The sequence below is a fragment of the Microbulbifer sp. genome (assembly GCF_051659245.1).
Taxonomy (GTDB): Bacteria; Pseudomonadota; Gammaproteobacteria; order Pseudomonadales; family Cellvibrionaceae; genus Microbulbifer.
In genome coordinates this window covers 1-13256 of the sequence record NZ_JBOFOC010000125.1, presented here as the reverse complement: position 1 = coordinate 13256, position 13256 = coordinate 1, and the positions used below count along the sequence as shown (strand labels likewise).

Here is a 13256-nt window from a genome sequence, read left to right as displayed (position 1 = left end):
AGCCGTTCGTTCAACAGCCTCATCGGCAATCGTCTCTCGAACGGCTCCCGGCATCAGGGCCCCCGCATCAGGCTCCGGTATTCTTTCCCGAGTCCCGATATTTCACAAACCTGACATAATTCGGTCAATTCCGCGCAATACAAGCTTCGTACCTTGGCCCCATGCGAAGCTTACCTGTCACTCTGAAAAGCCTGGACGTGTCCCTGGTACTGCATATGGCGGAGCGGGCGATGCGGCCGGCGTCGCGCAAACGCTACCTGTGGCTGTCGAAATCCGCGGACGGCTGGCTCTACCTGATCTCCCCCCTGATCGTGGCCCTGGCCGGCACCGGGGCGGCTGCAGTCCAATTTTTCTACCTTTGCGGCACCGCCTACGCGGTGGAGCGCTCCCTCTACTGGACCATCAAGAACACCACGCGGCGACTGCGCCCGCCTCAGGCGATTCCCGGCATGCGTTCGGTCATTGTCGCCCACGACCGCTTCAGCCTGCCCTCCGGGCACACTTCCGGCGCCTTTCTGTTCATCACCCTGCTCTCCCAGGCCAGTAGTCCGCTGTGGCTGCTAGGCTATTTTTGGGCCGCGGGCGTGGGCACCTCGCGCGTTGGCCTGGGCGTACATTTTCCCACTGATGTCTGTGCCGGCGCCGCCCTTGGAACCAGCGTCGGCCTGCTAATTTGCGGAGCCTTTTTGTGAAAATACTCTATGGAGTGCAGGGTACCGGCAACGGCCATATCTCCCGAGCTCGCGCCATGGCCGGTGCGCTGCAAAATCACCCGGACCTGGAAGTCCAATGGCTGTTCTCCGGACGCAGCCCCGACAAACTGTTCTGTATGGAAGCCTTCGGCGACTACTGGTGGCGCGAGGGCCTGACCTTCGTGCACCGGGAGGGCCAGTTGGACGGCATCGCCACCGCCAGGCAACTGCACCTGCGCCGGCTGCTGCGGGATATCCGCGAACTGCCGGTGGACGATTTCGACCTGGTGATCAGCGATTTCGAGCCGGTCACCGCCTGGGCCGCCAGGCGCAGGGGTAGGCCCAGCGTGGGGCTGGGGCACCAGTACGCGTTCAACTTCCCGATCCCGGCGCCGCGCTACCGGTGGCTGCCGCGGGCGGTTATGCGGGTCTTCGCGCCGGTGCAGAGCAGTCTGGGCATGCACTGGTACCACTTCGGCCACCCGATACTGCCGCCCATCGCCCAGCCCCACGGGCTGCCCGGCAGCGGCGGGCACATCCTGGTGTACCTGCCCTTCGAACACCATGGCCCGATGCTCGGGGAACTGGCGCAACTGCCGGAGCGGTTTATCGTTTACGGCGCCCCGGAGGACCTGCCCGCGGCGGAGAATATCCAACTCAAGGCCCCCTCCACAGACGGCTTTCAACAGGACCTGGCCGAAGCGCACGCGGTGATCTGCAACTCCGGTTTCGAGCTGATTGCGGAAACCCTGGCCCTGGGCAAGCCCATCCTGACCCGCCCCTTGGCCGGCCAGTTCGAGCAGGAGGCCAACGCCCGGGCGCTGAGCGAGCTCCAACTGGCCCGGGTGGTGGAGCGGGTGGACGCCGCTACGATTCGCGACTGGCTGGACAACGATCCCGCCGGGGTGCGCATCCAGTGGCCGGATGTGGCCGGCGAGATAGTGCGCTGGATCGCCGACGGCCGCCGCCAGACACCCGCAGAACTGGCCAACAGCCTGTGGGAACAGGTAGTGCCGGGACGCGGGAGCAGCGCCGCAGAGCTCGCCCGGGCCGAGGCGGAGTAACCGTTGAGAGCCTGTTTGAAGTCGTCGCAAATTGAGCCCCCCGGCGGGGCCGGTAGGCTCAACGCCAGACTCCAAACAGGCTCTAAACAGCGCGATTGTTCGATCACCGATGCTCTTATACACTGCGTTGCGGACATAATCGCTTCCAAAGAACTCATCCATGAATCAGACCCAGGCGCTCGACCTGCTCAAACTCGGCGAAAATGTTTTCCTTACCGGCGCCGCCGGCTCCGGCAAGACCTGGCTGCTGAATACCTACATTCACCATCTGCGCTCCCACGGGGTCGATGTCGCGGTCACTGCTTCGACCGGCATTGCGGCAACGCATCTGAACGGCAAGACCATTCATTCATGGTCCGGCATGGGCGTGCGCGACCACCTCAGTGAAGGCGACCTCAATACGCTCGCAGCCAGCCAGCGCATCAAGCGCAATTATCGCAGTACCGACGTGTTGGTGATTGATGAAATTTCCATGTTGCATCCGCACCAGCTCGACATGGTAGATCAGATCGCGCGTCGCCTGCTGGACCCATCGAAGCCATTCGGTGGATTGCAGGTGGTACTGTGCGGTGACTTCTTCCAGTTGCCGCCGGTATCGCCAGGGGCGCGTAGCAGTGCCAGCGTTCGACCTGCTGAAACAGCAGGAAGATATTCTGCTGAACCGCTTTGGCGGATCCCGCGAAAAGATTGCGATCAAGCCGGGACGCGCATCCGGCGCGAAGAAAAAGAAACCGCCGACCCGTCTCGCCACGAAGGAAATGCTGGAGGAAAAACTGTCCTTGCAGGAAATCGCCGACAGGCGCGGGCTCACCCTGGGCACCATCCTGAGCCACCTGGAGAAACTGAAGGGCTCGAACCAGTTACCCGATATAGAATACCTGAAAGCATCTCTATCGGAAAACGACATCGCCACCATTCTCGCCGCCTTCAAAAAATCCGAAGACGGCACGCTCACCCCAATCCATCGCGAGTTCGATGGCAAGTATTCCTTCGAGGATCTGCGACTAGCTCGCCTGTTCGCATGGTGAACCGGTTTGAGAAGAAGTTTCCGGCAACGAGTATATCCTTCACGATCTCCTGTAGAGTGATATCGTATTAAAAATCCCCTGTAGGAGCGGCCGCTGGCCGCGATGCCGAGCTGGAGCTCGGCGTTCCCAGGGGACCGTTAGAGGGTGACTTTGATTTCGGTGCCGCCTTCGGGCAGGGATTTCGCGGAAATCTCGCCCTGGTAGCTCTCGACGATATCCATCACTACCGCCAGGCCAATGCCCTGCCCCGACTGCTGCTGGTCGGCGCGCACGCCGCGCCGGGTGACCTGCTGCCACTGCTCCTCGTCGATACCGGGGCCGTTGTCGGCGACGCGGAGTTGCAGCCCGCGCCCGTCGTCGCCGTTGCGGATATCCACGTCCAGCTTGCCGGCGCCGTACTTGTAGCCGTTGTCCAGCAGGTTGCCGAGCAGCTCCATCAGGTCGCCTTCGTCGCCGTAGAAGAGCGTATCCTCGCTGCACTGCAACTCCACTTCCGCGGGTTTTTCCCGATAGACTTTTTCCAGCGCGTCGAGAATTTTCTTCACCAGCGGTGCCACCGGCACACCGCGCAAAATAGATTTTGGCGAACTGGCCACCGCGCGCTGCAGCTGGTAGCTGATAATGCTGTCCATACGCTGCACCTGCTCGATCAGGCTGGTGTAGGCGGCACGCGGATCGCGGGAAAAATTCAACCCCTTCATCACTGCCAGCGGTGTTTTCAGGCTGTGGGCCAGATCCGCCAGGGTGTGCCGGGTCTTTTCCCGCTGGCGACGCTCGTTTTCAATCAGCAGGTTGAGGTTGTCGGTAAGGGGTTTGAGCTCGCGGGGAAAATCTCCCTGCAGGGTGTCGCTCCCCCCCTGCTGCATTCTGTGCAGCGCACTCGCCACCGAGCGCAGCGGCGCCAGGCCCCAGCGCAATACCAGCCACTGCAGCAATACCAGCAGCAGCGCCCCCAGGCCGAGCCAGCGCCAGATGGTGGAGCGGAACTGCTCCACCTGCGCCGCCAGCGGCGCCGCGTCTTCCAGCACCACAAAGGTAAACCGCTGTTCGTTGTCCAGCCCCCAGGCCACGCCCTGGAGAAAACTGCTGTACTGGACACCCTCTCCCCCCTGCAACTCCAGGCGGGTGTATACCTCGCGCCCCTGGGGCAGCGACCGGCTGGGCAGTTGCGGCAGGGTCAGGGCCGAGGCGGAGCGCCAGATTACCCGGCCCTGCTCATCGATCACCGCGCCGATCAGGCCGGAATCCGGCTGGTTGAAACGCTCCTCCGGCAGCACCGGCGGAAATCTCAAACCGCCGCCGTCCGGCTCCGCCACCGCCAGCAGGGTGTATACGTGCAACTGCAGCTCCCGCGCCTTGGCCTCGTCCAGAGAGCTGCGGTAGGCGTGCTCCAGCACCCCGGAAATCAACAGCAGGAATACCAGCAACATCAGGGTGGTGACCAGGGACAGTCGGCCTTTGAGGGAGTGAAGCCAGAAGGAGAGCACGCAGCGCTATTCCGGTACCAGGAAACGGTAGCCGCGCCCGCGCAGGGTTTCGATGGGCTTGATCTGCCCGGCGGCGTCGAACTTCTTGCGCAGGCGGCCGATAAACACTTCGATCACATTGCTGTCGCGATCGCAGTCCTGTTCGTAGATATGTTCGGTGAGCACGGTTTTGGAGACCACTTCGTCCGGGTGCAGCATCAGGTATTCCAGTACCTTGTACTCATAGGAAGTGAGATCGAGCTCTTTGTCGTTGACCGTCACCCGCTGGGCACTGGTGTCCAGGACAATGGGACCGGCCTTGATCGCCGGAGAGGAAAAGCCGGCGGAGCGGCGCACCAGCGCATTGAGGCGCGCCAACAGTTCTTCGGTGTGGAAGGGTTTTACCAGGTAGTCGTCGCCACCCGCCTCCAGGCCGCGCACCCGCTCCTGCCAGTGACCGCGGGCGGTGAGGATCAGGATGGGAAAGTGCCTGCCCTCGCCGCGCAGGGTCTCTATCACCTGAATGCCGTCCAGCTTGGGCAGGCCCAGATCCAACACCGCGATGTCGTAGGGGTACTCGCGGCCCAGATAGAGCGCCTCTTCACCGTCCGGCGCCTCGTCCACGGTGTAGCCCGCTTCGCGCAGGGAGGCGGCCAGTTGTTGGCGCAGTACCTGTTCGTCTTCTACCAGCAGTGCCCGCATCACCGTCTACCTCACCTGTTTAGCGTGAAATACGCCCGCTCTGTTTATCCACATAGACCACATACACCTGGCTCTTGTCGGACAGGCCCTTGATGCGGTACAGGCTGCGGCCACCTTTCTGCACTTCGGAAATCGCCAGTATCTTGCCACCGTAGCGGCGCTTGACTATTTCCGCCGCCTGGTCGCGGGAAATGCCGTTATTTTGCACCCGGAGGAACTCCGCTTGATACCGAACGGAGCCGTCCATCAGTTCCACATGCAGTTCCGCATGCAGCGGTGCGGCGGAGAGGCTGAGTAACAATGCCAACACAACAGAAGTCGGCGGAAGTGCAACGCTAACTGATTTCACGAATAGTGCTCCTGTAACAACCGCTCCCCGAGCCTCCCTGTTAAAAAGCCGGGGCTACGTCGACCCGAACCCGGATTCTATCCCCGGGATGGCGGTCAGTGCGAGTCATATAGTGGCGACCATTATAGCGGTAGCGCACGTCGTAGCCGACCAGTTCGCGACGGGTGGTGTATTCATCCACCACCTGGCAGCGCTGCTCGGTGACGTAGCGGGTGTGGCCCTTGCGCCGGCTCAGGTCATGGCCGATGGAGGCGCCCAGGGCCGCCCCCGCTACCGCGCCCACTTGTTTGTTGCGCTTGTGGTGACCCAGTTCATTGCCCAGCGCGGCGCCGATGATACCGCCGATAATAGTGCCGGTGGCGGAGCCGCCGCGCTCCCGGTAGGCCACCTGCTCGTCCCAGCAACGGGTGCGGGGTTCGCGCACCTGGATGTCGGTGTACACCGGGGTGACGTCGGTGACCCGGGCGTAATCGTAGGAATCGCCGTAATTGTCGGGGTAGTATCCGTAGTCGCCGGAAGCGGCGGTCGTGCTGAAGCCCACGAGGCCGGCCACCAGGCCGGCGAACAGGAGGTTTTTACGGATTTGCATGGTGGTTCTCCCTTTGTCCGATGGGAGCACTCTATTGGGGAGTGACTGAATTGAAGCTGAACTGCGCCCGCGGCTACCAAATTCCGGTCGGTCGCCGCCGGGCAACCGGCGCCGGCGCTGTTCCGGCGGCAGAGCCATCAAGCGGTGGCCGGCCTCGCGCAGCCGGAGAATCGGTTAACAGGGCACAGCGAAGCAATGCATCAATCACTCTGCAAGGCATCGATAGGATTCAACCGCGAAGCCTTGATCGCCGGATAGACGCCGAACAGCAGCCCGATGGCCGCACAGACGGAAAAGGACAGCAGTATCGCGCGCAGTGACCAGGAAACGGCCCAGCCGGCATAGAGGGCGATGACCTCCGAGAGCAGCACCCCGAAGAGGATGCCCAGCAGGCCGCCGAGGACGGCGATGGTGAAGCTTTCGATCAGATACTGGGTGCGGATATCCCGCCGGGTGGCGCCAACAGCGCGCAGCAGGCCTATCTCGCTGGTGCGCTCCAGTACGGTGGCGAGCATGATGTTCATGATGCCGATGCCGCCCACCAGCAGAGAGATGCCGGCGACACAGGACATGACGATATTGAAGATGGCCTGGGTCTCCATCTTCTGTGCCATCAGCGCCGCCGGCACCACCACGGTGAAATCCTTCACCTTGTTGTGGCGGCGGTTGAGTAGATGGGTGATAGCCCGCGCCGCCTCCCGGGCGTCGGTGCCGTCGGCGAGTTGGAATTTGAGCTGGCTCACCTCCGCGGCGAGCGGTTGATGGGGAAAGCGCTGCGCGGCGGTGGTGAAGGGAATAAAGACCTGGTCCTGCTCCGCGCCCAGGCGCACACCCTCGAATTCCGTGCCCTCGACAAAGGGCGAATCCAGCACGCCGATCACGTAAAACCAGAGATGGTTGACCTTGATGCGCTCGCCCACCGCGGGGCGCCCGGAGAACAGCTGTCGCGCCACTGACTCCCCCAGCACCGCCACCTGGGCGAAGTGCTGTTCGTCCCCGTCGCTGATCAGGCGGCCGGCAGAGAGCCGGAAGGGCGACATGCGGAAAAAGGCCGGACTGACGCCGGTGGCCACCGCCTCGCTCTTGCCGAAGCGGCTGAACAGGCTGTAGGTCTCGATGGATTTCTGCGCGGCGAAGGCCTCGACGAAACCCAGTGTGGCCAGTGCCGCCTCGCCGTCGCGCAGGCTGAGGCCGGCCGACTGCTTGCGCTGTTCGTAGAGCTCCTCCCGCTCCAGTTCGGGGCTCTGCACGATCAGGTTGTTGAGCCCCATGGTCTCGATCATGCGCAGCGCCTCGCGTTCGGCGCCCTTGCCGATATTGAGCATCGCAATCACCGCGCCGACGCCGAAGATCATCCCCAGCAGGGTCAGCAGTGTGCGCAGCTTGTGCTGGGACAGTTCGGCGAGCGCCTCGCGAAAGCTGATGAGCAGGGCCCGCCCGCTGCGGGGCTGAACTGAAAACAGGGCCGAAAACAGACCCGCGAGGGAAAACCCTGCGGAGTCTTTTTCCCTCTCGTTTTGTCCGGCCGCGCTCATTGCTCCACCTCATACAGGGCGATGCGGTCACCGGGGGCCAGCCCTCCGGTGACTTCGATATGGGTCGGCGTAGCCCGCCCGGGGGTCACATCACGGCGCTGGAAGCCGCCCTGCCGATAGAGGTAGACGTAGGCCCCGCCGCTGTCCCGGAACAGGCTCTGCGCCGGAATCTCGATACACTTCTCGGGCCCGGCGACCCGGATTTGCGCGCGCACACCGCGGCCGAGTTTGAATTGCTGCGGGTGTTGCTCGTCGAAGGCGGCCACCACTTCGTAGTATTTCTGCGGGTTGCCCCGTACGATGGAGGCCGGCGCCGCACTGACGCTCTTGATTGAAGCGGCGAAGCGCTGCTGTGGCTGCGACTCGGACCAGACGGTAACCGCCTGCCCCTCGGCGAGGCCGATGGCCTCCCGCTCGGGCACCCACAACCGCGCCTGCATCACGCTGATATCCGGCAGATTGGCCACCTTGTGCCCCGGCCAGATCTGGCTGCCCACCCGGGGTTTTTCCCCGCGCCAGTTGGCGGCATAGGTGAGCAGACCGTCGTGGGGTGCGACGATTTCCAGCTCGGACAGGCCCTCGTCCAGCCGCGCCAGCTTCGCACCGTGTTTCTGCTGCTGCACCGCGAGCACCTCCACCTCGCCTTCGGCACTGGTGGCAAAGCGTTGGTTTTTCCAGCCGAGATAGTCGAGTTTCGATTGCAGGTAGAGAGCGTCGAGCTGGTCGTCGAGGATCTCCAGGCGCGACATTAGGCGCTCATCCTCTATGGCAAAACGCTCGGCGAAATCCTTTTCCACCGACACCTGGCCCATATCCGTCAGTATCGCACTCTGCTCCGCCTCCAGGGCGCCGCGCTTCTCGCGCAGGTCCTCCTCGGCCTGGGCCAGCTCGCCGCTGGTGACACTCCGCTGTCGGCGCATCCGCTCGCCGCCGAAGCGCACTATCACATCGCCCTTTTTAACTTGTGAGTACTCGGGCGCCAGCCAGGCGATAAATTTCGGCGGGCCCGACACCGGTGCCTGTATGGCGGTGGCAGACTCCGCATCCAGTTCGCCCCGCGCGGACACCAGCGCCTCCCGCTCGCTGTAGCGGACGTGGTACAACAGCGGCTCGGCGCTTTTGTCGGCGCAGCCCACCAGAAACACCGCCGCGCCCACGGCCCATACAAGTAGCGACGTAACTACTCGCTCCTCGGGGCCCGGGAAAGAACGCCAGCGCCAGATGCGAAGGCCCCGATGCCGGGGGCCGTTTGTGAAAAGCGCCCGCGGCTGAAAAAAAAGCCCGATGAGGTTGTTGAGCAAACGGCCACCGGCAGCGGGGCCGCCCAGGCCTCTCTTACTGGAAAGGGATGAGTAGTTACGCAGCGACTTCACTTGGCCTCCCCGACGCTCGTCGCCAGTTGTTCGCCCGCGGGGGTCTTTACCGAGAGGGACACAGTCATGCCGGGTTTCAAGGCCCCGCCGCCGCCCTCCTCCAGGCCCACCAGCAGGTCGATCACCCGTCGCCGGTCGCCGCTGGCGCGATCGCGCACCACGCGGCCCAGCTCGACGATGCGGCCGCGTCGCGTCATCCCCCGCGCACCGTCGATCACCACCTCGACTTCCGCTCCGGGAGCCAGGTAGGGCTTGTCCACTTCATCGGCCTGGGCGCGCACCTGCATCCGGCTCAGGTCGGAGATCTGCAACACCGGCTGGCCGAAACGCACCGACTCTCCCTCGGAGGGCTTTTCCCCGTTCCAGTTGGCGACATACTGCACCAGGCCGCCGATAGGCGCCTTGACCTTGAGCTTGTCCACCTCCGCCTGCAGCACCGCGACCTCGCCTTCAGCCCGCTCCACCTTGTGCCTGGCCATGGAAATTCTCAGGGCACCGGTGCGCTTGTGCATCCCGGCAAGCTCGCGGGCCAGTTGCAGGTCGTTGCCGGCTATCTCGAAATCGATGGCCGCCTTCTCGCGCTCGTTTCTCGACAGGGAATGGTCGAGAATCCCGGCGCGGCGTTCGGCCTTTTCAAACTCCGCGCGCTTTTCCTCGATGGCCAGGATGTCATCCTTGACCGTCTGCTCTTCCTTCAGGATGGTGTTGTTGAGTTCGCTGCGCAGCTGCTTCAGTTCCGACTTTTTTTCGATCAGTTTTTCGCGCACCGGCTTATCGTCGAACTCCACCACCACGGTCCCCTTTTCCACCAGGGAATTTTCCGCGACCATGCGTTTGATACTGTACTGCCACATGCGCGCAATCGACGGCGGCGCCACCTGGACGGAGCGCTCGGATTCCAGTTCGCCGGGGATCGGCTGCAGGCCAACCCGCTCCGCCGCGGAAAATTTTTCGCCCTGCTCCCCGCTGCAGGCGACGAGGAGCAGTGCCAGCAGGGCCGTTTGCCTTTTCACTATTCGGCCCCCGGGAATTCAATGCGCACCCCCATGCCGGGCAACAGCTCCGCCTCCGGCATCCCGGTGAATTTGAACACCAGCCGGTAATAGAGCCCAGGCTCCTGTCGCTGCTGCGGCTGGGTGGCGATATCGGTGAGCCGGGCGCGGAAACTGCGATCGAGGCGGGAGTCGAAGACGAGTTCGGCCGCCTGCCCCTCGCGGACGCGGTCGATATCTATCTCGTGCAGCCAGGCTTCGATGTAGAGGTCGCTCAGGGAGGGAATCTCGGCGATCAGCCAGCCGGGCTGCGCGGTCATACCCACGAACACCCGTTCTCCGGTCCAGGGGTGTTTGCCGTAGAGTACCGGGCCGGCGCGCTCGGCGCGCAGGGTCATGGATGCCAGCTGGGCCCGCTTGTACTCCAGTTTGGCCTGGGAAGCTTCGATTTTGATTCGCTGCTTCTTCGCGGCGACTTCCCGGGTCAGCTTGGCCTGGGCCAATTCTTTTCGCGCCTTGCGCACCCTGGCCTCGGCTTCCTTTTTCGCCACCTGGTAGGAGTCGTACTCGTAGACACTTAAATACTGTTTGGGCACGGCGGCATCGATGCCCGCCTTTTTCAGCAGTAATTGCTCGCGCTCGAGAGCGAACTTTTTCTCCAGCACCGCCTGCGCGTTCGCGCTCTCATCTTTCTGCAGTTTTTCGCGGGCGGTATCCAACGCGACAGTTTCCGACTCGATTTCCCCCTGGATGGCCGCACCGTCGAAGACCGCCACGATTTCGCCCGGCTCGGCCACCTGCCCTTCCGGCATCAGCCACTGGACCTCCACCCGCCAGTTATCGGTCATCGGGGAGAAAAAGGGCTGGCTCTTCTCCGCCCGCAGCTCTCCTCCTAGTAGCAGCGGCGCCTCGCTGGCCAGCGCCGGCACCGACACCAGTAACAGGAGGGCTAGGCGCAACATTTCGAGTCCTCCACCACTGCACCGTCGCTCATACGGATAACGCGCTGCGCGCGTCCCGCCACTTCCCGCTCGTGGGTAACCAGTACGATGGTCTGCCCTTCGCGGTGCAGAGCGCAGAGCAACTCGAGAATTTCTTCGGAGGTCCTGCTGTCGAGATTGCCGGTGGGTTCGTCGGCAAAAATGACTTTCGGCCGGTTGATCAGCGCCCGGGCGATGGCGACCCGCTGGCGCTGGCCGCCGGACATCTCGAAGGGGCGGTGATCGACCCTGTGGCCGAGCCCCACCCGCTCGAGCATTTCCACAGCGCGTCCATCAGCCGCCGCGGCGCCCGCATCGGAAAAACGCAGCGGCAACATAACGTTCTGCCGCGCGGTCAGGCGCGGCAGCAGGTGGAAGGTCTGGAAGATAAAGCCGATGTGGCGATTGCGGATGGCCGAAAGGGATTCATCGTCGAAGCTCCCCACCTCGCGCCCGTCGAGCCAGTAGTGGCCGGATGTCTGCTGGTCCAGGCAGCCGAGGATATTCATCAACGTCGACTTGCCGGACCCTGACGGGCCCATCACAGCGACGAATTCGTTTTTTTCGATATGCAGGGAAACCCCGGAGAGCGCCACCACCCTGGCATCTCCGTCACCGTACTCCCTGAACAGCTCCTTTATTTTTATCACGCGTCGATCCGGTGTGAGTCCTTTCACATCCGACTCCGGTTTAAAATGATCGGCCGAGGTTAATCAATTTACTCCGCAGGGGCAATATGCGCCGGGGGCGTGGCGGAGAGATCCGATAACGGACCTGACATCTGCACCTTTCGCTAAACCACAGCGTCACGCCGGATGACGCCGCTCTCGCCAAAGTGCCGCGAACACTTTGCAGAAGGCGCATAAATCTCCTTCATCTCTCATTCTGAAGTAAATCCAAGCTTTGCTTGCCAAGCATTATTTGGTACGAACGTATGATTTAAACCACACTCAATCCCTCGCAATGCCACGCCGCCTGCCAGCAGCTCAGCATTTCAACCGCTGAATTCAAGAGCCATAAGCTTCTATTTACGGAAAGTATCGCGTAACTTATTGATTTTCCGAGAGGTTACTTGTATTCAATTGCCAGGTGTATAATCAGGCGACTTGAGCCCCGGGGCTCTATAATTCCGGTTAAAATTTGATCAATATTGGGTAAACCCTTGAATTTTAAAGGAATGTAGACTCCTGATTTTGGAAGGGGCGGTAAATAGTAGCCAAGGAGATATAAAGCCCCAGGCTTTTGAATTAACTGTTAAGCGTACATATGAAAAGCATATACGATCTGATCGACCTGATTAGCAAAAGGACCGCAATGTACACGGGCGAGTGTAGGCTATCTAATGTAAGATCATATTTAGATGGGTATTCTCATGCTATTGATAAGCCCGAGTTCTTAGCTGATTTCCCCAATTTCCACGATTGGGTTGCCAAGAAGTACGGATTCTACGAATCCACTGCGGGGTGGCAGAATATGATACTAGCCGTCGAGTTGGGTCTTAAGCCAAACAGCTTTAGCTGGGTAGGTTTTGCTGATGGGGCAAATGACGCAATCCATGCAAAGGCGGTGGTAAGATTTTTTAGGCTTGTTGGTGAATACAGAGCTCGCTTAACGAGTGGCTGCATTTGACGCCGCGAAGCGGCGCAAATGAGCCAGGCGTTGGGCGATGCATGAACAAGCTACTTTTAATAATCATTTTGTTGGCGACGTCCGTTGGAGTGCTAGCGGAAGGCAATGAATCGATATTATGGAGCTCTGAAAGAGCCGCTGTTGCTTTCTGCATTACCGAGGAGAAAGTAACGTGTTATGTGGTGTCGGGACAGAATGTAACCGATGTGAGCCAAGTAGAGATGGCCAATATCGGAAAGCTTGGCCGGAGAACGAAGAAAGAATATGACAAAGTCATTACTTCTCCAACGGAATGGCATCACAGCCAGGGGGATGAGTTAATGGTTTTATTCACTACTCAAGCCTGGATTTCAGGGCAGCGGTACTTTGCTACAGAGCCCGTCTTTGTAAAAAATGGCGAGTATGTGCAGCGGTAATTCGCCTAACCAAGCGCAGCACTACGCAGCCTTCGGCTGCCGGACGCTCGCAAGCTCGCGCCGGTGTGCGCGGCGTTAATTGCGACGTGAAGTCGTATAAATTTCTGTTACATACTCTGAAAAATCACAGGAGGTAGTTTCTCAGAAAGATGTAACCCGATGTTCTGCCATCGGTTTCCTACCGGCACATGCGTGGAGAGTAATTTCCGGGTGTGAAGCTGTCGGGACAATGTAACCTGCGGGCCTTGCCCGGGAGAGAAGACCGCGAGGAATTCTCAACTCTGCCAGCACCAAGGCGGTAAGGGGCTAGGAATGGATAGTATGGCCAACCCAGGTGAACTGCTGCACTCCCGTTATGCGCAAGAAGCCTAAGGTGCTGACAGGCTTTAACCAAAAGGTGCGTGGACAGGCTGGCGGGCTTTTAACGTCCCGCCACGCAGA

At 61.3% G+C, this 13256-nt stretch carries 13 protein-coding genes and 1 pseudogene; 5 read left to right on the top strand and 9 right to left on the bottom strand.

Annotated elements, in window-relative coordinates; all coding sequences use genetic code 11:
- The first annotated feature begins 161 nt into the window (after nucleotides 1-161).
- From ACRC0P_RS13115 to ACRC0P_RS13100, 4 genes and pseudogenes are all read left to right on the top strand, one after another.
- Nucleotides 162-692: a phosphatase PAP2 family protein gene (locus ACRC0P_RS13115; protein WP_438631620.1), complete on the top strand. Its 531-nt coding sequence runs from the start codon at nucleotides 162-164 to the stop codon at nucleotides 690-692.
- Nucleotides 689-1756: an MJ1255/VC2487 family glycosyltransferase gene (locus ACRC0P_RS13110; protein ID WP_438631618.1), complete on the top strand. Its 1068-nt coding sequence runs from the start codon at nucleotides 689-691 to the stop codon at nucleotides 1754-1756. The genes ACRC0P_RS13115 and ACRC0P_RS13110 overlap by 4 nt, the downstream gene beginning before the upstream one ends.
- A 160-nt stretch (nucleotides 1757-1916) precedes the next feature.
- Nucleotides 1917-2426, top strand: a pseudogene (locus tag ACRC0P_RS13105) (AAA family ATPase); the annotation flags it as partial.
- Complete coding sequence (locus ACRC0P_RS13100) at nucleotides 2326-2784, top strand: helix-turn-helix domain-containing protein (RefSeq protein WP_438631616.1); 459 nt, start codon at nucleotides 2326-2328, stop codon at nucleotides 2782-2784. The pseudogene ACRC0P_RS13105 and the gene ACRC0P_RS13100, both read left to right, overlap by 101 nt.
- 137 nt (nucleotides 2785-2921) lie before the next feature.
- Here ACRC0P_RS13100 and ACRC0P_RS13095 read toward each other — a convergent pair whose 3' ends face one another.
- From ACRC0P_RS13095 to ACRC0P_RS13055, 9 genes are all read right to left on the bottom strand, one after another.
- Entirely contained in the window at nucleotides 2922-4271 is a 1350-nt protein-coding gene (locus ACRC0P_RS13095) for an ATP-binding protein (RefSeq protein ID WP_438631614.1), read from the bottom strand.
- Nucleotides 4272-4277: 6 nt separating this feature from the next.
- A complete protein-coding gene (locus ACRC0P_RS13090) occupies nucleotides 4278-4952 on the bottom strand; it encodes a response regulator transcription factor (protein WP_438631669.1) in 675 nt (224 codons plus the stop codon).
- 19 nt (nucleotides 4953-4971) lie between these two features.
- Nucleotides 4972-5301: a PepSY domain-containing protein gene (locus ACRC0P_RS13085; protein WP_438631610.1), complete on the bottom strand. Its 330-nt coding sequence runs from the start codon at nucleotides 5299-5301 to the stop codon at nucleotides 4972-4974.
- A gap of 40 nt (nucleotides 5302-5341) precedes the next feature.
- Nucleotides 5342-5890 (bottom strand): glycine zipper 2TM domain-containing protein, encoded by a 549-nt coding sequence (locus ACRC0P_RS13080; RefSeq protein WP_438631608.1) that lies wholly within the window; start codon nucleotides 5888-5890, stop codon nucleotides 5342-5344.
- Between the two features lie 200 nt (nucleotides 5891-6090).
- Nucleotides 6091-7425 carry an ABC transporter permease gene (locus ACRC0P_RS13075; protein ID WP_438631606.1) on the bottom strand — a complete coding sequence of 445 codons (1335 nt, stop codon included), beginning with the start codon at nucleotides 7423-7425 and terminating at the stop codon, nucleotides 6091-6093.
- The gene (locus ACRC0P_RS13070; protein WP_438631604.1) at nucleotides 7422-8582 is read right to left on the bottom strand and encodes an efflux RND transporter periplasmic adaptor subunit; all 1161 of its coding nucleotides are present in this window, start codon (nucleotides 8580-8582) and stop codon (nucleotides 7422-7424) included. Before ACRC0P_RS13070 ends, ACRC0P_RS13075 begins: the two co-directional genes overlap by 4 nt.
- Before the next feature lie 212 nt (nucleotides 8583-8794).
- Nucleotides 8795-9811 carry an HlyD family secretion protein gene (locus ACRC0P_RS13065; RefSeq protein ID WP_438631602.1) on the bottom strand — a complete coding sequence of 339 codons (1017 nt, stop codon included), beginning with the start codon at nucleotides 9809-9811 and terminating at the stop codon, nucleotides 8795-8797.
- Nucleotides 9811-10752 (bottom strand): HlyD family secretion protein, encoded by a 942-nt coding sequence (locus tag ACRC0P_RS13060; RefSeq protein ID WP_438631600.1) that lies wholly within the window; start codon nucleotides 10750-10752, stop codon nucleotides 9811-9813. The genes ACRC0P_RS13065 and ACRC0P_RS13060 overlap by 1 nt, the downstream gene beginning before the upstream one ends.
- Nucleotides 10740-11447 (bottom strand): ABC transporter ATP-binding protein, encoded by a 708-nt coding sequence (locus ACRC0P_RS13055; protein ID WP_438631598.1) that lies wholly within the window; start codon nucleotides 11445-11447, stop codon nucleotides 10740-10742. The genes ACRC0P_RS13060 and ACRC0P_RS13055 overlap by 13 nt, the downstream gene beginning before the upstream one ends.
- Before the next feature lie 993 nt (nucleotides 11448-12440).
- On the opposite strand from ACRC0P_RS13055, the gene ACRC0P_RS13050 reads away from it, so the two are divergent.
- Complete coding sequence (locus ACRC0P_RS13050) at nucleotides 12441-12815, top strand: hypothetical protein (protein WP_438631596.1); 375 nt, start codon at nucleotides 12441-12443, stop codon at nucleotides 12813-12815.
- Nucleotides 12816-13256: the final 441 nt, after the last annotated feature.